This is a genomic window from Sphingobacterium sp. UDSM-2020, assembly GCF_016132525.1.
Taxonomy (GTDB): Bacteria; Bacteroidota; Bacteroidia; order Sphingobacteriales; family Sphingobacteriaceae; genus Sphingobacterium; species Sphingobacterium anhuiense.
Map to the genome: position 1 here is coordinate 2,022,751 of NZ_CP066166.1, position 23,643 is coordinate 2,046,393.

The 23,643-nt window shown below is 35.8% G+C and carries 20 protein-coding genes; 13 read left to right on the forward strand and 7 right to left on the reverse strand.

What is annotated here, in order from left to right; all coding sequences use genetic code 11:
* Positions 1–155: 155 nt before the first annotated feature.
* Positions 156–680 (reverse strand): hypothetical protein, encoded by a 525-nt coding sequence (locus JAZ75_RS08685; RefSeq protein ID WP_208701262.1) that lies wholly within the window; start codon positions 678–680, stop codon positions 156–158.
* A gap of 220 nt (positions 681–900) precedes the next feature.
* Between JAZ75_RS08685 and truA the strand changes: the two genes are divergently transcribed.
* Positions 901–1,662: a tRNA pseudouridine(38-40) synthase TruA gene (gene truA, locus JAZ75_RS08690; protein ID WP_183917590.1), complete on the forward strand. Its 762-nt coding sequence runs from the start codon at positions 901–903 to the stop codon at positions 1,660–1,662.
* Between the two features lie 5 nt (positions 1,663–1,667).
* Positions 1,668–3,431 (forward strand): ABC transporter ATP-binding protein, encoded by a 1,764-nt coding sequence (locus tag JAZ75_RS08695; protein WP_208701264.1) that lies wholly within the window; start codon positions 1,668–1,670, stop codon positions 3,429–3,431.
* Positions 3,432–3,528: 97 nt separating this feature from the next.
* Here the strand turns inward: JAZ75_RS08695 and JAZ75_RS08700 are convergent, their stop codons facing one another.
* A complete protein-coding gene (locus JAZ75_RS08700) occupies positions 3,529–4,059 on the reverse strand; it encodes a hypothetical protein (RefSeq protein ID WP_208701266.1) in 531 nt (176 codons plus the stop codon).
* Positions 4,060–4,326: 267 nt separating this feature from the next.
* On the opposite strand from JAZ75_RS08700, the gene JAZ75_RS08705 reads away from it, so the two are divergent.
* Together JAZ75_RS08705 and JAZ75_RS08710 are read left to right on the forward strand one after the other, a co-directional pair.
* Positions 4,327–4,806: a DUF4293 domain-containing protein gene (locus JAZ75_RS08705; protein WP_021190063.1), complete on the forward strand. Its 480-nt coding sequence runs from the start codon at positions 4,327–4,329 to the stop codon at positions 4,804–4,806.
* Between the two features lie 152 nt (positions 4,807–4,958).
* Complete coding sequence (locus JAZ75_RS08710) at positions 4,959–5,426, forward strand: hypothetical protein (protein WP_232789390.1); 468 nt, start codon at positions 4,959–4,961, stop codon at positions 5,424–5,426.
* Positions 5,427–5,458: 32 nt separating this feature from the next.
* Here JAZ75_RS08710 and JAZ75_RS08715 read toward each other — a convergent pair whose 3' ends face one another.
* Entirely contained in the window at positions 5,459–5,998 is a 540-nt protein-coding gene (locus tag JAZ75_RS08715; protein ID WP_021192435.1) for a tetratricopeptide repeat protein, read from the reverse strand.
* A 113-nt stretch (positions 5,999–6,111) separates the two neighbouring features.
* Between JAZ75_RS08715 and ung the strand changes: the two genes are divergently transcribed.
* Positions 6,112–6,786, forward strand: a complete 675-nt coding sequence (gene ung, locus JAZ75_RS08720; protein WP_208701268.1) for a uracil-DNA glycosylase — start codon at positions 6,112–6,114, stop codon at positions 6,784–6,786.
* 9 nt (positions 6,787–6,795) lie between these two features.
* Here the strand turns inward: ung and JAZ75_RS08725 are convergent, their stop codons facing one another.
* Complete coding sequence (locus tag JAZ75_RS08725) at positions 6,796–7,875, reverse strand: DUF6695 family protein (RefSeq protein ID WP_132769449.1); 1,080 nt, start codon at positions 7,873–7,875, stop codon at positions 6,796–6,798.
* Between the two features lie 384 nt (positions 7,876–8,259).
* Positions 8,260–8,730 carry an Lrp/AsnC family transcriptional regulator gene (locus tag JAZ75_RS08730; RefSeq protein WP_021192431.1) on the reverse strand — a complete coding sequence of 157 codons (471 nt, stop codon included), beginning with the start codon at positions 8,728–8,730 and terminating at the stop codon, positions 8,260–8,262.
* A 342-nt stretch (positions 8,731–9,072) separates the two neighbouring features.
* Between JAZ75_RS08730 and sufB the strand changes: the two genes are divergently transcribed.
* The 3 genes from sufB to sufD all read left to right on the forward strand — a co-directional run bounded on the left by sufB (position 9,073) and on the right by sufD (position 12,713).
* Positions 9,073–10,524, forward strand: coding sequence for a Fe-S cluster assembly protein SufB (sufB, locus tag JAZ75_RS08735; protein WP_021192430.1), 1,452 nt, complete (start codon positions 9,073–9,075; stop codon positions 10,522–10,524).
* Positions 10,525–10,594: 70 nt separating this feature from the next.
* On the forward strand, positions 10,595–11,353 hold the full coding sequence (gene sufC, locus JAZ75_RS08740; protein WP_021192429.1) for a Fe-S cluster assembly ATPase SufC: 759 nt from the start codon (positions 10,595–10,597) through the stop codon (positions 11,351–11,353).
* A gap of 58 nt (positions 11,354–11,411) precedes the next feature.
* Entirely contained in the window at positions 11,412–12,713 is a 1,302-nt protein-coding gene (sufD, locus tag JAZ75_RS08745) for a Fe-S cluster assembly protein SufD (RefSeq protein WP_208701270.1), read from the forward strand.
* 78 nt (positions 12,714–12,791) lie between these two features.
* Here the strand turns inward: sufD and JAZ75_RS08750 are convergent, their stop codons facing one another.
* Positions 12,792–13,208 carry a PH domain-containing protein gene (locus tag JAZ75_RS08750; protein WP_165905865.1) on the reverse strand — a complete coding sequence of 139 codons (417 nt, stop codon included), beginning with the start codon at positions 13,206–13,208 and terminating at the stop codon, positions 12,792–12,794.
* A gap of 277 nt (positions 13,209–13,485) precedes the next feature.
* Between JAZ75_RS08750 and JAZ75_RS08755 the strand changes: the two genes are divergently transcribed.
* The 5 genes from JAZ75_RS08755 to JAZ75_RS08775 all read left to right on the forward strand — a co-directional run bounded on the left by JAZ75_RS08755 (position 13,486) and on the right by JAZ75_RS08775 (position 23,095).
* Positions 13,486–14,823: a sensor histidine kinase gene (locus JAZ75_RS08755; protein WP_208701272.1), complete on the forward strand. Its 1,338-nt coding sequence runs from the start codon at positions 13,486–13,488 to the stop codon at positions 14,821–14,823.
* Between the two features lie 159 nt (positions 14,824–14,982).
* Positions 14,983–17,598: a zinc-dependent metalloprotease gene (locus JAZ75_RS08760; protein ID WP_208701274.1), complete on the forward strand. Its 2,616-nt coding sequence runs from the start codon at positions 14,983–14,985 to the stop codon at positions 17,596–17,598.
* Positions 17,599–17,621: 23 nt separating this feature from the next.
* Positions 17,622–20,966 carry a SusC/RagA family TonB-linked outer membrane protein gene (locus JAZ75_RS08765; RefSeq protein ID WP_208701276.1) on the forward strand — a complete coding sequence of 1,115 codons (3,345 nt, stop codon included), beginning with the start codon at positions 17,622–17,624 and terminating at the stop codon, positions 20,964–20,966.
* Positions 20,967–20,976: 10 nt separating this feature from the next.
* Complete coding sequence (locus JAZ75_RS08770) at positions 20,977–22,299, forward strand: RagB/SusD family nutrient uptake outer membrane protein (RefSeq protein ID WP_208701279.1); 1,323 nt, start codon at positions 20,977–20,979, stop codon at positions 22,297–22,299.
* A gap of 70 nt (positions 22,300–22,369) precedes the next feature.
* Positions 22,370–23,095 carry a LytR/AlgR family response regulator transcription factor gene (locus tag JAZ75_RS08775; protein WP_208701281.1) on the forward strand — a complete coding sequence of 242 codons (726 nt, stop codon included), beginning with the start codon at positions 22,370–22,372 and terminating at the stop codon, positions 23,093–23,095.
* On the opposite strand, the gene JAZ75_RS08780 is transcribed toward JAZ75_RS08775, so the two are convergent.
* Entirely contained in the window at positions 23,096–23,530 is a 435-nt protein-coding gene (locus JAZ75_RS08780; RefSeq protein ID WP_208701283.1) for a PH domain-containing protein, read from the reverse strand.
* Positions 23,531–23,643 lie beyond the last annotated feature (113 nt).

Consider the following 23,643-nt stretch of genomic DNA (forward strand, 5'->3'; position numbering starts at 1 on the left):
ACTAAATACTTTGGATTGATTTAAAGATATACTAAAAATTGGGAATGTAATAGAATGCATTCCCAATCTTATTTACTAAGCTGTTTTCATATTTACAGATGTAAATTCCGATTTCTATTTATTCAAGTTCATATTTTGTGAGAAGAAGAACATTTTTATGCCGTGATATAGGACTTTAGGTCTTTCAATTGTTTGCGGTATGACCAACTAACAGCATATTCTGTCAGAATAAATAAAATTAATACAAAAACAAGACAAACGATAAATAAGTTTACTTGACCAGGGAATAATAATTCCATTTTATTTAGAGCTGGAATAATGCTTATTTTATTAAAATAACAATATAAAATGCCAAACCCCGATGCGATAAATGTAGTGATGTAATGAAAGCTTTTATAATTTGCTAGTTCTAATCGTAGCTCATGATAGAACCATCTTACATCTTGAATATTTTGAACATTGATGGTATTACATATTTTATAAAAAAAATAAAACCGGCTGAAGTAATAGCTGGTAAAAATGAACAAAATACTATAAAAGAAATAGTATATCAATGCTAGTTCTTTAGTAAATCCAAAATAAGTCGGCAAAAAAGCAAGTAACAACATAGCCAGAACTTGTGCCGAAAATTCCATTTTCATTTTTGATTTGATAGATTGAATGATGCTTAACGTTTCCATATTTTTGGTTTTAAATTGTTATTGTTTAATTATTATACAGTAAGTAAGAGAAAATTCTAAACGTTACACTTTTTTTTATTTCTTTTAAAACCTTGATATATAGGAGGCCCATTTTCGTCTTAAATTGTAAACTGCCATTGCTTTTATGAATTTATTCAGACAGTTCTATCGTATCATTATTCTTGTATCTTCTTGCTAATTCATACCTTTGTCCTTGAAAATGGAGAAAAGTAGATTTTTTATAGAAGTAGCTTATTTTGGGAAAAATTACCATGGCTGGCAGGTTCAAAATAATGCAATTTCTGTTCAAGAGCGATTGAATGACGCTTTAGCAATTCTATTGCGTGTGCCAACAGAAACGATTGGAGCAGGTAGAACTGATACCGGTGTTCATGCCAAACAATTATTTGTTCATTTTGATGCAGATTCCACTGGAATATTAGCAAATCCAGATCGTTTTCTACATGCTTTGAATGGTTTATTACCTCATGATATTGCAGTTAAATCTGTTTTACCTGTTCATCAAGATGCCCATGCCCGTTTTGATGCGGTGCGTCGCTCTTATGAATATCATCTTCATTTCGAAAAAGATCCTTTTATATATGCATACTCTTCATTTTTAAGAGATATTCCCGATGTAGAAAAGATGAATAAAGCGGCTGAATTTTTGTTAGGAAAACAAGATTTTAGTTGCTTTAGCAAATCTAATACACAAGTTTTTACCAATATCTGCACGGTATCGAGAGCCGAATGGATATGGGAAAGTGAAGCGAAACTTGTTTTTCACATTACAGCAGATCGATTCTTACGTAATATGGTACGAGCTGTTGTTGGGACCCTATTAGAGATCGGAATAAAAGGTAAACCAATTTCATTTATGGAAGAAGTCATTGCTAGTCAAAATCGTTCAATGGCTGGTACATCTGTACCGGCTCAGGGTTTGTATTTGACTGAAGTGGCCTACCCTTACCCTGTAAAATAGAAAAAGTGAGTCAAGAGAAAATAGTAGGAAAAACATATGACGTCAATCTGTTACGTCGGATGGTTAAGTATATGAAACCTTACGGAAACATATTCTGGATCTCCGTGGTATTGACCATCTTATTAGCAGCGGTTGCGCCAGCACTGCCTATATTAATCCAATATACTCTGGATAAATATATATTACAGTTTAATACATCGGGACTCAGTTTGATGTTTATTCTAATGATTGTATTGCTTATTGTACAAACATTGGTCCGCTACTACCATACCCTTATGACCAATACGCTTGGACAATCGGTAATTCGTGACATTCGTATTGAAGTTTTTAATCATATCACCAAGCTTAGATTAAAATATTTCGATCAGACGCCATTAGGAAAGTTGATAACACGAACCATCTCAGATCTGGAAACCATCTCCAATATTTTTTCTGAAGGGTTGATCCAAATTATTGGTGATCTATTGCAGCTCGTAGTTATACTCGGGGTCATGTTTTATACCGACTGGAAATTGACCTTGATTGTTCTCGTGCCGATGCCACTGATGATAGCTGCTACTTATATATTTAAAGAGGCTATGAAATCCGCTTTTCAAGATGTTAGGAAGTGGGTTTCCAATTTAAATACCTTTCTACAGGAGCATATCTCTGGAATGGGCATTATCAAGTATTTTGCCCGTGAAGAACAGGAGATGAATAAATTTAAAGATATCAATGGTCACCATCGGAATGCTCATATTCGTGCCAACTGGTACTTTTCAATATTTTTTCCAGTTTTGGAGATTATCATGGCTATTTCTTTGGGTTTATTGGTGTGGTTTGGAGCCAAGCAGATTTTAGGTGATGTCATCTCAGCAGGGGTAGTGGTCGCTTTTATCATGTATATCAATATGATCTTTCGCCCTATTCGCGAGCTAATCGATAAATTCAATACCCTACAGATGGGTATGGTGAGTGCAGAGCGTATTTTTGAAGTCTTAGATACCGACGAACATACGCCTAATGACGGCAAATTAACACCAAATCATATCCGTGGAGAAATCGAATTTAAAAAGGTATGGTTCGCTTATAACGATGAAAATTGGGTTTTACGTGATGTTAGTTTTAAAGTAGCACCTGGAGAAACTTTGGCATTAGTTGGAGCTACAGGAGCAGGAAAATCATCTACTATCAATATTCTGAGCCGGTTCTATGAAATTAATAAAGGTCAGATTTTGCTTGATGGTATTGATATTAGGGAGTATGAATTGAATTTTCTACGGAAAACAATTGCAACAGTACTTCAGGATGTTTTCTTATTTTCAGATTCTATCTTACATAATATAGATTTGCACGACGAACATATTACACGCGAATCCATCATTTCTGCAGCGAAACAAGTCGGGGCACATGATTTTATTATGAGATTACCAGGTGGGTACGACTATCAAGTGCAGGAAAGAGGGGCTACACTATCGTCAGGACAAGCACAACTGATTTCTTTTATAAGAGCTTTAGTACATGATCCACGAATTTTGGTATTGGATGAAGCAACTTCATCAGTTGATACGGAAACAGAAGAACTTATTCAACATGCGATTGATAATTTGATGGTGGGAAGAACAGCAATTGTGATTGCGCATCGATTATCGACAATTCAAAAAGCAAATAAGATCATTGTCTTAGAAAAAGGTGAGATCATGGAAGTGGGTACACACCATGAGTTACTAAATATCGATGGCTATTATAAAAAATTGTATGATCTGCAATTCCATTCTGCAGGAATTTAAAAAAGTAAGACCAAAGTAAGGGAAGCTTTCCTTACTTTGGTCTTATTGTGTAATAGATGCTTTGCGTCCTCGTGTAAAAATCACCAAAAGAAGACACTTATTGTACAGACATTATATAACTGTTTTTTTCGATTGTCTCTTCCGCACTGATATGTATATTAGCACTTATTTCAGAACCACTTCCAATTAAAACATTACTTCCAATACTGCTATTAGGGCCAATTGTAACAAAATCTTCAACAATAGTATTGCTGGCAATCACTGCATTGCTACCAATAACACAATGGTTACCAATTTGAACATCAGGAGCAATGGATGCTCCAGGTAAAATAAGAGTACCTTTACCGATATCCGCTCTTTTAGAGACATGCGCTTTAGGATGTATCAGTGAACAGTATTTCCAAAAACAGTTTTCGGAAACTATTCTTTGTCGTAATCCCGAATCGAGAATAGCTAGAAATACCATGTCTTCTTCCTGATTTATCTCTTGGTGAAGTTCAACCGGATAATCAAAGACATCAGTAATAAGTAATGATTTATCAATAAGACCTGCAATATCCAATTTAAGCTCTTCTGCAGTTTCGACAGCAACTTTAGCGTGTGCTGTAGCGCCATAAATATATAACATCTCGCAAAAGTAAAAAATACCAAATCAAAAGCTGGAATTAATTGTTATTGTTATGTAATGTGTTATTTTTAAATTAGCAGTTCGCGAATATAATAAGACAAGTGACCGTTAAGTCTAGTATAATCACATTGCAACACATTTGATTGTAACCCAAACAAAGACAATTTTCAATCTTATCTCCAGCTACGAAAGGCTGTTTGTATCGGAAATATATTGTGTTTGCAATCAAATTTATCTAAGTTTGTCATCAATCAATTTATATAAAAAATGATTCAACGTATTCAAACCATTTATTTGCTGGTAGCCGGACTTGTTTTGTTTGGCTTATTTCTGTTTCCATATGTTCATTATAATGATCTTGTAGGCCTTGGAAAAGATGTAAAAGTAACAGGTATTTATGGAACGTCGGCTGGTTTGCCAACACATGAAACTGGTTTTTATTATATCTTACAGATCATTGCAACGGTAATAGTGGGCCTGTTACCCCTATATACCATCTTCAAATTTAAGAATCGCAAAACTCAGATAAAATTGATTCTTCTGAATATTGTATTGATCATTTTATTAGGCATATGGTTGTATGCAAGTGCAAGTGGTCATTTAGTAACGGTAAACCAGTTTTTAGGAGCAGGGACAATTGGTGTTGGCTTCTTTTTATTGCCGATATCCATTATTTTTCTATCCTTAGCATTAGGAGCAATTCGTAAAGATGAAAAATTGATCAAGTCTGCAGATCGATTACGTTAAGAAGAAAAACAAGATTTAATATAGAAAGCTATGTATTCAGTACATAGCTTTTTTTAATATTTAAAAATGAAACCAGCATCTGCATATCCTTCACAAATAGTAGTGAATATGCTCATGTTAGTTTGATTACAGTTAAAAACAGATTGTATTCAATGAAAATAATAATAAAATACTTCGTTATCGTATGCCTGTTTCAGTTATTTGGACAATTTGTGTATGCACAGTCCGATAAGATAGAAAAGGAGCCATTAGTAGTAGATGAGATTCAAATTGACGTTAAAAGTGTCCAAATTGACGCTAAATTAAAGACTGCAACCGTTGAACTTTTTCTTACCTCTTACAACAGAAATGAACGCGAACTTAAATTAAACACTTATGGTACGCAATTGGTTGATGTAAAAGGGAGAAAATATCTATTCGGAACGTTAAGTCTAGGGAAAATTCTGGTAAAATTAGAGGACAAGCAAAACTACATTAACTATTTAATGAAAATGGATGAACCTGTATTGTTGACCCTAAAAGTTGCAAACTGGGGAAAAGATAAACTAAAAGAATTGATCCTTGTCTTTGAAGACAGTGAAGAAGAAGGTCACTATATAGAAACGGCTGTTCAATTATAATTGAACAGCCGTTTCTATATAAATTTAATAACTTATCTGCTGTATCGAATTTGTTGACGATCCATCATACCCATTTGATCTTTCATCATTTTGATTTGATCGGCCAATAATTTACTCTTATCTGCTTTTTTAGCTTCCTGTAAATATTTCTCTGCCTCACGCTTATTACGTTTTGCCATTGCGATACCTGCTAAACTAAGTTTTGCTAGTGCAATATTGTGATCCATATGAAGACCTAATGTCAATGCCTTTTTGAAATATTTCTCAGCTTGCATAGGAGCACGTTGCGATTCGATCAGGCCGATTAACATATTGTAATAGCCATATTGAGCCGGAATTAACTGCTTTTCATAGTTTGTGATTTTATTTAACCATTTTTCAGCTTTTGGCATATCTTGCTTGCGAAGAAACCATTGCGCCAATAACATATATTCATGGAAGAAAACTGTTACAAATCCGATTATTGTTAAGAATATTCCTAAAATACCCCATCCCCATTGGCCAATCCAAAATAAAGCAACTGTTCCGATTAATAGCACACTGCTAATAATAATTCTTACAAGATTTGACATAAGTCTATATTTAATGTAAATGTATATCGAGTTTAATTTTGCAAATATCCGTTAAATTGTGCGCTAAAGCAACTTGTTTTAGTTGTTATTTTGTAAAATTGTATATTTAGAATATGGGAAAACGTTTTGATAAATCTTGGGAACCGATTTTAGGCCCACTTTTAGGTCAGTCTTATATGGTTGATCTATCTTTTTTTGTGCAACAAGCAAGAGATAATGGACAAGTATTTCCTCCGCAAGATCTAGTATTCAATGCATTTCGATTAACCACTTTTGATTCGCTTAAAGTAGTGATTTTGGGACAAGATCCCTATCACAACGATGGTCAAGCTCACGGTCTGGCATTTTCGGTTCCAGAGGGCATTGCATTACCGCCATCCTTAAAGAATATTTTTAAAGAATTGGAAACAGATATTTTAGACTTTAAAATTCCGAAATCAGGAGATTTATCGTATTGGGCCAAGCAGGGAGTTTTATTATTGAATGCTACACTTACAGTCAATGCACATCAAGCAGGGTCACATCAGAAAAAAGGTTGGGAAAAGTTCACAGATCAGGTTATTCAGGCAATTTCAGAAAATAAAGAAGCTGTAGTCTTTTTATTGTGGGGTGCATATGCACAGAAAAAGGCGAGCCTAATAAACGCTCAGAAACATTTGGTTTTGACAGCAGTACATCCATCACCTTTATCTGTTTATCGTGGGTTTTTCGGATGCAGGCATTTTTCTCAGACAAATGTCTTCTTACAGCAACATGGAGAAAAATCGATTGACTGGAAATTGACCTAGTTATCCATCTCAAGCAGTCATAACTTCCGCGAGTAACGATTGCAGTTCTTGAGTAGAAATATGATGGAGATGATTTATTTTGATTTTTCGTTGCTTATAAAGCACATGTGTCATTTGAAGATGGCTGTCATAAGTTATTTTTAGATCTTGCAAACACGTTATTCTTTCTTCAATCTCACCGATAATCGCATATTCAAAAGTGCCGATTATGGTAAACCGCTGTATCAGCAACTGATTGTTTCTAAGCAACGATAGATCAAACCAGGCTCCTTCACCAACGCCACCGAGATATTGAGAACTCTCAGGGATATGAAGCGGTTTATGTTTAGATAACATGCTTCCGATACTTATGTCTTCAGGGAGTAAAGCAGCCTGTTTGCTGTATACGTTTTCACTTAGCTTTTTAATTAAGAATAAGAGTGATTGAACGCGAGACATTCTGAAATTCTGCAATCCATATTCTGGAGAATAACGATAAATCATTTTGTTCTCAGCAGAATTCACAATATTGCTGATCGGACTAGCTTTAATAGTTTCCGGAAAATTAATCGGATGGGACCAGCAAAATTGGCGTGAAGAAGCAAACAGTAGCCGTGTAATGAAACGAGAGCAGTTATTGTTTCCTTTTGCCACTGCTCCGTATGGATAGGAACCTTTCTGTACCCATTTATCTGCAAATGCTTTTGCATGGTCAAAGTTAAGTCCTTTGACGATAGAGAAGAAAAGTTCACCACTTCCCTGCATAGCAGGTTTCATATTTTCAAAATGAGCAACGATAGCCTCTAAGTTTGAAATCTCCCCATTTTTGAACGTCGCTTTGATACTGATTGATAAAAGAGGGTCTGACTCTTTTGATCTTGTTCGTCCATAACCTCGTGGAGAGATATATCTACCAAAATCATAATAAAACAAATCGCCTGTTTTTGAGGAGATGATAACAACACCAGTATGTCCAACCTTAAAATTTAAATTCTTAACGATCCCTATTTTTTTGAAAAACATCATCCATTTTTCATCACCTCTTATTGTGGCATCTGGCCAAGAAAGAATAAGTGCAAAATCAGGATATGGTGTAATACTATCTGTCATAACTGTATTGTAAAGATAATAAATATAATTTATTGCCTTCTCTAATGCTACCACATGCGAAAAATAGTAATTATGAATAACTATTTTTTCACACTTTTATTTATGATAAATTCATTATCAACACGTAACCTTAATCTACTTTTATCAGTCAAGTATATTAGAAAGAATATGTTATGTCAATTATAGTAGTTGTCAAGTAATGAATGGAAAGCAAAATAACTGGTGCTAAAATCGAGCCGATTTTTAAGTGGGACAGCAGATTTTTCGCTAAAGTGAAAATCCCTAAGGCAGATCATAAAGGAAGTAATCCAAAATAGGGATGTATATATACGAAGAAGAACATTGCCCATCAGCAGGAAGCAAAATGGACAATGTATTTATTCATTAATATTCCAAAGGAATAATAGGTTCTTTTTTACTTGTGGACATTATCATCATGGTCTGAAAAGTTTTTACAAACGGAATCTTAGCTATTTTTTCCATAATTACAGCTTCATATGCTTTAATATCCTTAACATATACTTTAAGCATGAAATCACAGCTTCCTGTTACGTGATGACATTCAGTTACTTCGGGAATCATTTTAACTGCTGCTACAAATTCTGGGATAGCATTGTGGGTATGAAAATCCAACGATATTTGTATGAAAGATTTAATTCCTAATCCTAATTTTTCTTCATCAACAAATGCGTGGTAGCTCTTTATAAATCCCGAATTTTCAAGTTTTCGTACTCGTTCCAATGTTGGAGCGGGCGAAAGTCCGATGCTTGAAGCTAGTTGCAGGTTGGTGATACGTCCGTTCTCCTGTAATAATTTTAGGATTTTTAAATCTGTTTTATCTGGCAAAAATGGCATATTCAACTATTTTTATTGGTGATATTCTGTAAATATACACAATTGTTCCAAATTTAATTTGGTGTTGTAGTGTGTTTTTGATTTTTAATTTTTTGTATAATCAAAAACAATATTTTCGACAATATGATATAGATTTTTATTATGGTAAATCATTTGTTTGTAAAAAAAGAGCTACCTGTTAAGCTTAGAGTGCGTAAAAAGTGACATTCGTCACTTTTTTTATCAAAATGGGCGCTTAAACTACTAAAAGTAACGTTTTATTGGCATGTAAATCGTAACTTTGTCGTTCAGAAGATTGTGGGTTTTACCTGAATGCAATTTTTTAAACCGTGAGAGCGAACTATGAGTACTAAAGACGACGATTTACTAAAAGAGCTGGAGCTCGAAGAATATAAATACGGGTTCACAACAGACATCGAAATGGAATTTGCGCCGATTGGTCTTACAGAAGACACCGTGCGTTTTATTTCAGCTAAGAAAAACGAGCCTGAATGGTTATTGGAATGGAGATTAAAAGCATTCCGTCATTTTCAGACCTTAAAAATGCCGAAATGGCAAAATTTCGAAACACCAGAGGTTGATTTTCAAGGCATTTCCTATTATGCGGCGCCAAAGGCAAAACCGCAATTAAACAGTTTAGATGAAGTAGACCCTGAGTTATTGTCTACATTCGCTAAGCTTGGAATTCCTTTGGACGAACAGAAAATTTTGGCAGGTGTAGTTGCCGTAGATGCTGTATTTGATTCAGTATCTGTGAAAACAACTTTCCGTGAAAAATTAAAAGAACAAGGTGTTATCTTTTGTTCTTTTGGAGAAGCTGTTCAAGAGCACCCTGAATTGGTTAAAAAATATTTAGGATCAGTTGTTCCTCAAACAGATAATATTTACGCCGCATTAAATTCAGCAGTATTCTCTGATGGATCTTTCGTGTATATTCCGAAAGGCGTTCGTTGCCCAATGGAATTGTCTACTTATTTCCGTATCAATGCACAAAATACAGGTCAATTTGAACGTACATTAATTGTTGCTGAAGAAGGTGCGTATGTCTCCTATTTAGAAGGTTGTACAGCTCCTATGCGCGATGAAAATCAATTGCACGCAGCAGTAGTCGAATTAATTGCAGAAAAAGACGCTGAAATAAAATATTCTACCGTTCAAAACTGGTATCCTGGTGATAAAGACGGTAAAGGTGGTATCTTCAACTTCGTTACAAAACGTGGTATTTGTAAAGGTGATAATAGCAAAATTTCCTGGACACAAGTAGAAACTGGGTCAGCAATTACATGGAAATATCCCGGTGTCATCTTAAAAGGCGATAATTCAGTTGGTGAATTTTATTCGGTAGCAATGACACGTAATATGCAAGTCGCAGATACAGGTACCAAGATGATTCATATCGGAAAAAACACCAAATCAAAGATTATTTCTAAAGGTATTTCTGCAGGAAAAAGCCACAACAGTTACAGAGGTTTGGTGAAAATCGGACCAAATGCAGATAACGCAAGAAACTTTACACAATGTGACTCCTTACTAATCGGAGACCGTTGTGGTGCACATACGTTCCCTTATATTGAAAATCGTAATAATACAGCAACTTTAGAACATGAGGCTACCACTTCGAAAATAGGAGAAGATCAAGTCTTTTACCTAAATCAACGTGGTATCGATTCGGAGAAGGCAGTGGGCTTAATTGTCAATGGTTACGCAAAGGAAGTATTAAACCAGTTACCGATGGAATTTGCTGTTGAAGCACAGAAGTTGTTGGCGATTTCGTTAGAAGGTTCAGTAGGATAGATAAAAAAAATAGTTGCAACCAGAGTACTTGTTGAAAGTACCATGCGCAATACACAATACTAATAAAGAAATGTTAAGTATAAAAAATTTACACGCGTCTGTAGACGGCAAACAAATTTTAAAAGGTTTAAATCTTGAAGTAAAAGCAGGTGAGATTCATGCAATCATGGGTCCCAATGGTGCTGGTAAAAGTACTTTAGGAAATGTTTTAGCTGGTCGTGATGCGTACGAAGTGACAGAAGGTGAAGCTTTATTGGACAACGTTGATCTATTGGATTTATCTCCAGAAGATCGTGCTCGTGAAGGGCTGTTCTTAGCTTTCCAATATCCAATTGAAATACCAGGGGTATCGAACATTAACTTCTTGAAAACAGCAGTTAACGATATTCGTGCATATAAAGGTCTGCCTCCAATGGAAGCAAAAGAATTCTTAAAAACAGTGAAAGAAAAGCAACAGTTGGTAGAATTCTCTGCGAACTTGGCTAACCGTTCATTGAATGAAGGATTCTCAGGTGGTGAGAAAAAAAGAAATGAGATCTTCCAGCTGGCCATGTTAAATCCTAAATTATCTATTTTGGATGAAACAGATTCAGGTTTGGATATCGATGCTTTACGTATCGTAGCAAATGGTGTTAATCAATTGCGTTCTAAAGATAATGCTTTTGTAGTTATCACGCATTACCAACGTCTTTTAGATTATATCGTGCCAGATGTTGTTCACGTATTATACAACGGACGTATTGTAAAATCTGGTCCTAAAGAATTAGCTTTAGAATTAGAAGAAAAAGGTTACGATTGGTTAAAAGAATTAGACGCACAAAACGCATAATTACACAAATCTTGTGAAAGAATAGAGGTGTTAATTAGCGATTTGATTAAAATATAAAATGAATACATTAGTTTCAGAATCATTACTTCAACAAGTGTTGAGCAATTTTCAAGAGCAAGTAGCAGAGCCTGCTTTTTTGTCGGCAATACGTCAGCAAGCTTTTGATCGCTTCTCAGCAGTTGGCTTTCCAACGGTGAAAGACGAAGAATGGAAATATACCAATATTCATAAGCTTATCGATCAATCATATGTATTGAATTCGGATGTGGATATTGAAGGATTAGATTTTAGTGCCGGTGAAATTCCAAATCTGGATGCACACCGCATTGTGTTGGTTAATGGTCAATATATGCTGTCATTCTCTTCTTTAGAAGAAGAAAAAGGCCTCATCGTGAAAACGATGGAGGATGCTGTAGAAGAACCTGCTTTTCAAGCACATTTTGCACAACATGCAGACAAAACTAGTAATCCTTTCGTAGCATTGAATACAGCTGGTTATACCAATGGTGTTTTTATTGCACTTGCAAAAAATACCATATTAGCTAAGCCGATCCATATTATCCATGTTGCGACAGGTACAGAAGATTTCTTTTCACAGACACGTAATTTAATCGTGCTGGAAGCAAATGCTGAAGCAGAGATTATTGAGTCTTATATGACTGTTGCTGGTGCTGCTAAAAACATTCAAAATAAAGTATCAGAGATCATTGTCAAAGAAAACGCTAAAATGCAACATTATTATTTGCAAGTAGCGGAATCTGCGAGTAATTATTTCAATCATACTGAAGTATATCAAGAGAAGTATAGCTTATACAATAACTATAACTGTAATTTTCCTGGAGCAGCTTTTATAAGAAATAATATCAACGTACGTCTTGACGCTGAAAATGTGGAAAGCCACTTATACGGTATCAACTTGACAGATGATAAACAGTTGGTCGATAACCACACAGAAGTGGATCATATGAAACCATATTGTGAATCTTACGAATGGTATAAAAATATTACGCAGGGAGAATCTGCAGCTGTTTTTAATGGTAAGATTTTTGTACGTGAGGATGCTCAAAAAACAAATGCATTTCAGCAAAATAATAACTTGTTGATCTCAGATAAATCTGCAGTTTATACGAAGCCTCAGCTTGAAATTTTTGCTGATGATGTGAAGTGTTCACACGGTTGTACAATTGGACAATTTGATAACGATGCCCTATTTTATTTAAGAGCTAGAGGTATTGGTGAAGAAGCTGCTCGTATCTTATTGGTACATGCATTTGCATTTGATGTAACGACTCGTTTCTCGAATGAGGTTGTTCGTCAATATGTCGAAGAATTAGTTGAAGAAAACTTAACTAGTAAATAGGTTAACTTCCTAGGTGCAATAAAATACTAGGTGCAATAAAATAAAAGCGTTTGAGCTCTAATTCAAACGCTTTTATTTCTAAATAATTTCAAGATCTGGATTTACTTTTAGTAATTCTTGTATAAATGAATCCTCAGAACGAGGATTTACAAAAACATCATCATATTTATTGAAATGTATTACTAAACCCTTCTGGTAAGGATTTAAAAAAGGGTAGATTCCTCTGATTTGATTTCGCTCTATTTTTCTAATTGTACTAATGGGGATTGTTTTTTTTTCTAAAAAATTGTTTAGCTGAAGAAATTCATTTGTAATATGATATTTTGGAGATATAAACATAGCATACCAGATAAATCCAAGCAATGAAGTTGATAATAGTGCTCCCAGAAAAAGTCCTTTATTAATACTTCCGTAGGAATTGAAAACAAATAAGGTAAGGATAATAAGTAACCAGACATAAGTTCCTTTACCAATTTTAGGGTGATAACTTTTCATAATCATTGTTTTTTGGCTTTAATTCCTTTAATATAGTGATTTTTTCACTTTTCTACAAGTATTAGTATTGCGCTTGATGCTTCATATATAATTTTTAAGCTTGTTAAGCAATAATTTCTTTTTGTTGATGAATAAATATATAACTTCATTTTATTTTAAACGTAATCGATTTATAATCTTAGGGTTATCGCTATTTGTGATAGTTTCGATCTACGTCTTGATGTTTCGAGTCATTGACCATAGGTTACACACTTTAAACAAGAGGATTTTAAAAGAGATGTCATTTGAGAAATCACAATTAGTCCAAAAAGAATTCGATGATTTTGATCGTGTTTTCCATTTGATGGGGCTTGCTGCTGATGAAGGACAGCAAAAATTTATGAATAAACTGATTGATCAAGACAGTGTGCGACAGTTTCTCATTGCCTACACGTATTGGAGATCTGATGGTCTTAATTTTTCAAAAAGTCTGGAATGGTATGTCGATCCGAAGGCCGTAGATCCCGTGATTAAGAGTACAGTATTACCAGAAGATTTCAGAAAAACAAAATTTATTAAAAGTGAAAAAGGGATGTATTTACATGTTTATGTCCCAACCGATGAGGGAATTCTTCAGCTGACACTAGATCTGCATAAACTGAACGCTTATTTTTGGGCTGGAAATCCAGGAACCCGGGCATATTTTGAAGTATATGATGCCAATGGAATATGTTTGATTTATCCTGATGAAAAACAAATAGGAAAAAAAAGAATAAAGAGCTGGAAGCAATATCCAGTAAAAAATAATCTGGTCATGTCAGACTATATTCTGATGGAAGTTCTGTTGGATGAATATAAATTCAAAGGAACATTTGAAAATAATCGATTATTTGTGAATGTGCTATTGATGCTGACAGAAGATGATGTACGTGATATTAGTAACAAGACATTCCTTCTAGGTGCTATAGGTATTGCTACCATGTTATTTTTTATGTTTTTGCTTGACATTCAAAATAGAAAAGCGAAGCGATTGCGGCTAAAAAATCTGGAATATCAAAAAGAAGATGCTTTGCTTCGCTTTGAAAATTTGAAACGGAAAGTAGATCCACATTTTCTGTTTAATGCTTTGGGATCCCTACAGCAATTAATTGGCAAAGACCCGGCTCAAGCAAAAGTTTTTGTTGGGAAGATGGCAAAAGTATACCGGAAGTTTTTAAGTGGTGATGAGTCAGGTCTAGCAACGATAAGAGAAGAATTGGCACTTGCAGAGGAATATTTTTTCATGCAAAAAATACGTTTTGTAGATACCTTAAGTCCATTGAAAATCAACGTCACTCCAGAGGTCATATCTTTATTTATTCCGAAATTCAGTTTGCAGATTTTAATTGAAAATGCCATCAAACACAATGAACTTAGTAAGGAGCAGCCATTATCAATTACGATTGAAGAGCAGGAAGGAAGATTGGTCGTTCGTAATACTGTATTGTTCAAAAACCCGGATATGGACGCCGCAGGTTATGGAACCAAAATGATAGCACATGTTTACGATTTTTACCAGGTACAAGGGTTTGAAATCCAGTATCATGATGCTGATTTTACTGTATATCTACCATTCATCCATATTGACAGTCGATAAAGATAAAATAATAATTTTAGAGCACTGGACTATTTCTTCCAGTAAAACTGCGGATTCACTCCTGAAATTCACGCCTTCACTCGGATTCGCTTTTTGGAACCATAATATATTGGCATCTTCACCCCCCTATATCTATGAGTCCTATTTTAATTTAAACAAATGAATAATCTGCCTTTCAAAAGAAATTCAGCATTAGCAAGCTTTGGTTTCTTTTCTATTTTCATTCTCAATTCTTGTCAGCTGCTCAGTCCTCTAGGCTTAGGTAAAAAGAAAGATGTTGTCGCTGATTCCACAAAAAAGGATTCTGCTTTAGTTTACGACAAGTTTCTAAAAAATGCCAAAATTGATAGTGGAATTTTTAATGTGATTAATAAAGAGAAAGATTTCTTTTTCGAAATACCGGTTGAGAAACTGGACAAAGACTTTTTGTTGATCAATAAAATCTCTTCTGTGCCTTTAGCTTTGAATGAAGCGGGCTTAAATAAAGGCATGAATTATGAAAATAAAGTAATACGTTTCTCCCTAAAAAAAGCACGTAAAGAGATTTGGGCAAGTGAAATTAAACCTCAGGTAGAAGTACCTAAAGAAGATGCGATAGCACGCTCAGTCGCCGATAATTTTACAGCATCGTTTATTGAATCATTCAAAATTGAAGGCTATAATAAAGATTCATCATCAGTAATTATCAAGATAAATAAAGTATTTGATGGAACTGAGAAAAGTTTCAACGATGTATTTACCAATATTGGATTAGGTACTGCTCCTAAAACAGCATTATCATTGATCGATCAGATGAAATCATTTGATAACAACATTGTAATTCGCTCCATATTATCTACACGTGTCACCGAAGGAAATGAATCCATTCCAATCAGTTTAACCATCACTAGTAATATATTAGAATTGCCTAAAGATGCAATGAAGCCCCGTTTCTCAGATCCTAGAGTAGGTTATTTTACTACTCCTCGCTGGTATTTTTCAGATAAGCAGCAAGAAATGGAGAAAAGAGAACTGGTAACACGCTGGCGTTTAGAGCCACGCGAAGAAGATGTGGAACGTTATTTAGCGGGCGAATTGGTTGTTCCAAAGAAACCAATAGTTTTCTACATTGATCCAGCTACTCCACAGCAATGGCGTAAACAAATTATTGAAGGAGTACACGATTGGCAAAAAGCCTTTGAAGAGGCCGGCTTTAAAGAGGCCATCATTGCAAAAGAAGTTCCAAAAGGAATGGACTTTGATATCGATGATGCAAATACATCAGCCATCACTTATGCAGCTTCTCCACAAGCCAATGCGATGGGACCATCAGTTGTAGATCCACGTACCGGTGAAATCTTAGAAGCAGATGTAATCTGGTGGCATAATGTAATGACTGCCCTAAATACATGGATGCGTGTACAGACAGGCACGATCGATCCATCTGTTCGCGGTAACATATTCTCTGATGAGAAAATGGCACATGCCATCCGCTTTGTATCATCACACGAGATCGGTCATACATTAGGATTGAAGCATAATATGGGATCGTCTTTTAGTTTCCCTGTAGATTCATTGCGATCAGCTTCCTTTACACAAAAGATGGGGGGGACAGCAACATCCATCATGGATTATGCCCGTTTTAATTATGTGGCTCAACCAGAAGATCAGGTACAGGCTATTACACCAGTGATTGGTCTATATGATAAATATGCAATTGCCTGGGCTTACCGATGGTACCCGAACAAGACAGCATGGGAAGAACTTCCATTGCTAAAAAAAGAGATTGAGTCGAAGCAGGACAATCCTTACTATTGGTACGGAGAGCAACAGGACCCTAAAAATACAGTTGATCCAAGATCGCAGTCAGAAGATTTAGGAGACAATGCCATGCTTGCTGGTACATATGGTTTGAAAAATTTGAAACGTATCATGCCTCAGATCATTAACTGGACAACTACTTCAGGTCAGGATTACTATAAAGCAGGTAAATTATATATGGCAGTTATTGGTCAATGGTATGCTTATGCAGATCATGTTTCCAACAATATCGGTGGTATCTATCTCAATAACCCTGTTTTAGGTGACGGCAAAGACGCATATGCACCAGTGCCACGCCAGAAACAAGTAGAAGCATTAGCTTACTTAAAAGAAAACGTTTTTACTTTGCCAGAATGGTTGTTCCGAAAAGAATTGATGACAAAAACATTCCCATTAAAAGATAGTCCAGTAGGTTCTTTCGAGTATGCTCCGTATACATTAAAAAGAGAATTTCAATACAGCTTATTATATAATTTACTTCAAGATCAGCGCTTATTGCGCATGACCGAGATGGAACTACTTTTCGGACGTGCTCAAGCATGGAGCGTAGAAGAATTTCTGAAAACATTACGTCAGGAGATCTTTGCAAAAACTTTAAAAAAGCAGAATTTAGATATTGATGCCCGTATGTTGCAACAGAACTATATCGATATATTATTGGTAACCAATAATAAAAGTATGGATAAATTGAATACGAAAAAATTGTCTTTTGTAGATCAATTTATGAAAGCGGCTAAACCAGCGTTCTGTCCGGTACATGCAACAGCACATGCTAATTCTGATGAACATGATTTACGCAATGTCCATGTTTCAGGTCTGAGCAGAACATCTGAAATGCTGACCGTGAAACGAGCGGAATTAATCCAGATTCAGAAGTTGTTAAAAACAGCGCAGTCTTCAGGAGATTTCACCACTCAGGCACATTATCAGGACCTGTTAATGCGGATCAATAGTTCGTTAAATGTGAATAATTAACAAAAATCTATATATAAAAACAAATGAACAAATTCTTACTCTTTGTCGTCTTTTCTTGCGTGCAACTGACTTCGTTTGCACAGGAAACGATAACCCTAAAGGGAAAAGTGTTGGATAGCAAAACGCAAACACCGATATTAGGTGCTACCGTTTTTATTGAAAGCACAGCAGTAGGGGAATCTACGGGCGTAGTTGGTCAAATACAACAATCTGCATTGGGAGCAGTGACTGACAACGCTGGTAATTTTACGCTAACTGTACCGACGGACGTTAAATATTTTACAGTGTCCTTTGTTGGATACCAAAATAAGCAAGTTCAGGTAGCAAAGGTATACAATACGATCTTTTTGGAAGCTGCAGATAAGGCTTTGGAAGAAGTGATCGTAACAGGGTATACCAATATCAGTAAGGTCAAGAACACGACAGCTTATAACAAGGTGAAATTAGACGATATCAAGCAAACAGGTGTGTCTAGTATTGATCAATTATTGGAAGGACAGGTAGCGGGTTTACAATTAAGTAACCTGAACGGGGGGCCGAACAGTGCTCCAAAGATTCGTATCCGTGGTACTGTATCTTTAAACGGAACACAGGATCCTTTATGGGTAATCGATGGTTTACCGATTGAAGGAACAGCATTGCCAAATACTTTTGATAAAGATAATTTGAATAATCTGTCGAATTTACCGATTGCAGGGATCAATCCAGATGATATTGCGGATATCACCGTATTAAAAGATGCCGCAGCAACTTCAATTTATGGGGCTAGAGCAGCTAATGGTGTTATCGTCATTACAACCAAAAAAGGTAAGAAAGGACCTACGCAGGTTTCCGTATCCGCAAATAGTTTCGTTACGCAGAAACCTGATTTTACAAAACTCAACCTGATGAACGCATCAGAAAAGGTTGATTTTGAATTAGGAATGGCCAATCGTTCGGATTTGACATATCGTACTAATCAAGGTGCGATTGCGCGTTTATTGAGTGCGAATAATGAATTGGATACCTATCGTCAGTTTGGTTTGAGTGGTTTGTCGACAACAACCCAAGCTGCTATTAGTCAATTACGCAGTCAGAATCATAATTGGGGTGATGAACTGTATCGTACAGCTTTGAATCAACAATATACAGCTGCAATATCCGGTGGATCTGATGGACATGATTTTTATTTGTCAGGAGGATTTTATGATGAACAGGCAACTACAAAAGGTGTTGGTATGCGTCGTTATTCATTGACTTTAAATAATAACTTCAGAATCAGTAATAAATTGAAGGCGGGTATTAATCTACTGGGATCATCTACAGATCGTAATAACTTCATTCAAGATCGTGATGCTTTTACGAATCCCAACACCTACGCGCGTACAGTTAACCCATATTTGACACCAAGAGACGCACATGGTAATTATGTGTATGATCCAGATATCGTAGGGTACGAAAGAGATACGTATATTCCTTTCAATGCGCTTGAGGAACGAACAAATACAAACTATAATTTGAACAATAAGAGTTTAAAAGCAATTGCGAATTTGACATATCAGTTATTACCGTCTTTATCTTTACGTACGGAATTGGGCTTGCAGTTTGAAGAGTCTGGTACGGAAAGGTTTGCCGATAAAGAAAGTTATAACACAAGAAAGTTTAGAGCACAAACACGTTATTATGATAGTGCCTCAAAAACAACAAAATATTTTCTTCCAGACGGTGGTACGATTCAAAATGATAAAAACAGTATTTTTCAATACAACTGGAAATCTTTTGCACAGTTCACTCGCAAATTTAATGATCACCACGATATCGAAATTATGGCTGGTACAGAACTAAGGAGATCAAAAAGTACAGGTACAATGGCACGTGGCTTTGGCTTCAATCCAAAAACTTTAACGTCTCAAACAATTTTGTTCCCAAATAGTAATTTTGCTAATAATAAAATGTATCAGCAATATGCTAAAACGATAGGTGAATCTTCTTATGCATCATTTTACGCCAATGCTTCATATAGTTATGATCGTAAATACAATGCATATGGTAGTATCCGTTACGACGGTTCCAATATGTTTGGGGTCGATCCGAAGTACAGATTCTTGCCGATCTGGTCACTATCGGGATCATGGAATGCAAAAGAAGAGGATTTTTTAAAAGATCAGGAATGGATCTCAAATCTGAAATTCCGAGGATCTTATGGTATACAAGGAAATATTGATCGTAATTCTTATCCATTTATTATTGGGGATTATAGTACTGGGTCTATGTTGCCTGGAAATAGCGAAGAAAGCATTGTAGTTGGTATGCCCGCTAATGATAAATTACGTTGGGAACGTACGCAGTCTTGGAATGTAGGATTTGATTTAGGTATTCTAAGAAATAGAGTACAATTTACGGTAGATTACTATAATCGTACTTCAACAGATTTGGTTGGAACAAGTCAATTACCATTAGAAAATGGATTTCCGAATGTATCACGTAACTGGGCTTCTGTTAACAATGATGGTATAGAATTATCGATCAGTAGTCAAAATATTGTAACAGATCGTTTTACTTGGTCGACTGATTTTAATATTGCTCAAAACCGAAATAAGTTAAAACGCGTTATGGCTAATCCGACAGCATACAATGTAGATGCGCGCGCAGGTTACCCCATCAATGCCATGTATGAAATTGAAACAGCCGGTTTGGATGCCGATGGATTACCTCAATTTTACAATGATCAAGGCGCTGTTGTATCTTATGAAGATTACTTTCAACTTTTCGATCCCTACGCAGACATAGCGCCAGGTATTTTTGTGAATTCTACGATGAAAAATAATGATTATCAGGAAAAATTCAAATACAGAGGTAGTATGGACCCTAAATTTGTAGGGGGTATGACCAACCGGTTCCGATATGCTAATTTTGATTTAGCAGTTTCAGTTGTATTCAATATCGATCAATGGATGCGTCGCAGTCCAAGCTATAATCCAGCTATAATAGATCGCGGATCCAATTATACGAGAGATGTATTGCAGGCATTGACTCCAGGTTCGCAAGACTTTATCGCAATAGGCTCGACAAGTGCTGAAGCGAATGATCGCTGGATGGCGTATAGTTGGATGGATGGAAATGATCCCTCAAACTCTTTCAAGTATTTAGATATCTGGTCTAAAAAGATGAGTTATTTACGTATCAACAGCATAAGATTAGGATATACGTTGCCTAAATCGCTTTCCAGCAAAGTTCAAGCATCAAAGATTCGTTTTAACATTGAAGGACGTAATTTGTTCGTTTTTGGTTCGGACTATAAAGGTTACTTCGATCCAGAGACATATGGTAATAATTATGCGCAACCCATTTCCAAATCATTTGCTTTTGGTTTAACGGCATCATTTTAATTAAAAATCCATGAAAAAAAAATTAATATATATCGCATTGCTAGCTGTAAGTTTAACAACTGCTTCTTGCAATAAATACTTAGATATACAACCAGTAGGAACAGTAGTTCCTACTACGGAAGCTGATTTTAGAGCTTTGATGTTTAGTGGTTATAAAGTTTATCCAGAGCATAAATCATTCTTAACCCTACGTACCGACGAGTTGTTATTGGATGAATTTTCTACTGACTTAGCGACTCTGAAAGATCTTTATTTATGGAATGATCAAAATCCTGATCGAAATACACAACCAATGGCTTGGGAAACATTCTATAAAAGTATCTTCTATGCCAATCACATCATTGCCGAGGCTAAAGAAAAAGTAGGTGATACAGATGCTGTAAAGCAAATACGTGCGGAAGCGTATTTATTACGAGCTTATGCTCACTTCGAATTGCTAAATACCTATGCCGATAATTATAATGTCGCAACTGCATTAACAGATCGTGGTGTGCCCATTTCTATTAAAGTAGACTTAGAGCAATTGTTTGCTCCTGCCACTGTAGAAAAAGTGTACCAGCAAATTTTAGCGGATATGGAAGAAGCATCTGTTTTACTTCAAGTGACTGATCAAGTAACTAATGTAAAGTATAGATTCAGTCGTCGCGCTTATGATGCTTTTGAAGCTCGTTTAAGATTATATCGTGGCGAATGGGAATTAGCAGCGCAAGCGGCAGATCGGGGTTTAGCTATCAATGCAAACCTAGAAAACCTAAATGATGCAAATTCTAAATTGCCAAATGATTTTGAATCCAAAGAAATGATTCAGGCCTGGGAAGAAGTGGGAAAATCCAGTGTATCAAGTTCCACTTTGATCAGTCCAGTATTGTTGACGAAATACGACAGGGGCGACTTACGCCTTGTACGTTATTTTGAAAAAAGATGGGATGATAATATTGTATCTAAAAAAGGTGGAAATAATCGTTTTAATGTGACCTTTAGAAATGCAGAGTTGTATTTGATCAAAGCTGAAACAGCTGCTCGATTAGGTCAAACAGAACAAGCAATGGCTTCTTTAACAACCTTATTAAAAAATAGATTGACCGTAACGGCTTTTGCAACTGCTCAAGCTAAATTGGCTACGCTTTCAAATGCAGAGCTGATTACTTTTATCTTAGATGAGCGTGCGCGCGAACTTGCTTTGGAAGGGTTACGTTGGTACGATTTAAAACGTACGACAAGACCCGAGATTGTACATAGCTATCAGTCTAGGAACTATACGTTAAATGAAAATGACCCACGTTATGTCATTCGTTATCCGAAAGAAGCGATATCTAATAATCCAGATTTATAAAATTAGAGCAATTTCATAAATTCCGATCCCCATTCTCAAAAGAATGGGGATTTTTTTTTAAATTCAGCACATGTTTAAAAAGATATTAATCGTAGAAGATGAAAATTGGGCCTCAGAAAGTCTATTGGAGAAATTAGACCAAGTGATTGCTACGAAATTTCAATCTACGATTATAACAACAGTGCGTGAAGCTGCCGATTGGTTGCTTAAAAATGAAGTCGATCTCATTTTTATGGATGTGCAGCTCGGTGATGGATTGAGTTTCGAAATATTTGACCAAGTCAAAGTACAGGCACCTGTTATTTTTACAACAGCGTTTGAAGATTACGCCTTAAAAGCTTTTCAAAATCAAGGTTATGCCTATTTGTTGAAGCCGTATGACGACGACGAGTTGCAACAAGCACTTGATAAAGTCGTTCCGTTTATCGTCCAGGAGACCAAGGAGATTCAATACAAAACTCGTTTTCTAGTACGGTATGGTATGCGGTTAAAATCGATACCGACAACAGAAATTGCCTATTTTATGGCTGAAGATAAAATATTGTACGGCTACACAAAAGATGGAGATCAGTTTATTGTCGACGATACCATAACAGGGCTAGTGTCGCGCCTGGATCCAACATTCTTTTTTCAGGTCAATCGCAAATTCATTATCCAAATAGATGCCATTGTCGATATGCTCAAAGTAGCACGTAATCGCATAAGGCTCCAGTTACAACCAGCATTGCCAGCTGGTATCGAGGTTATCGTGAGTGAAGATAAATCATCCGATTTTCAGATGTGGTTGGACCGCTGATTAAGCAGGTCGCACGATTTTAATAGCAGGATTGTATTGCATTAATTCATACAAAAAATCATCATTACCATCTGGACTGATGTATATTTCTTTATATTTATTATAATGTACGATCAGCCCTTTACGGGCTGCCGCGGGCTTGAAGCCCACCCATAAAGTCTTTCCAACCTCTATTTTGTAAATTTTCTTTATGGCGATCTTTCCTCTAAAGATATCCGATTGATAAGTAAGATATTGACTGTCTATTGAATACCTCGGTCGTGGTAGTAATAATATGGCCATGAAGAATGTCGGGAGACCTATTATAGTCACAAATTCTATAAAAGTAGCTTGTTCAGTACGAAGTGTAACGATCATCATGATTATCATGGATAAAATAAGGCCAATGATCGTGGCCTCCATCAAAGGGTCTTGCCTGCTTCTGAAAACTTTCATAATTTATAGGATGTTGCTAATCTTAAAGTTAGCAAATTTTTGTAAATTTGCATCGTTATGAAAGTCGCTTTATATACAACGTTTTATTTTATTCCTTGATGATTTTAGCTCAG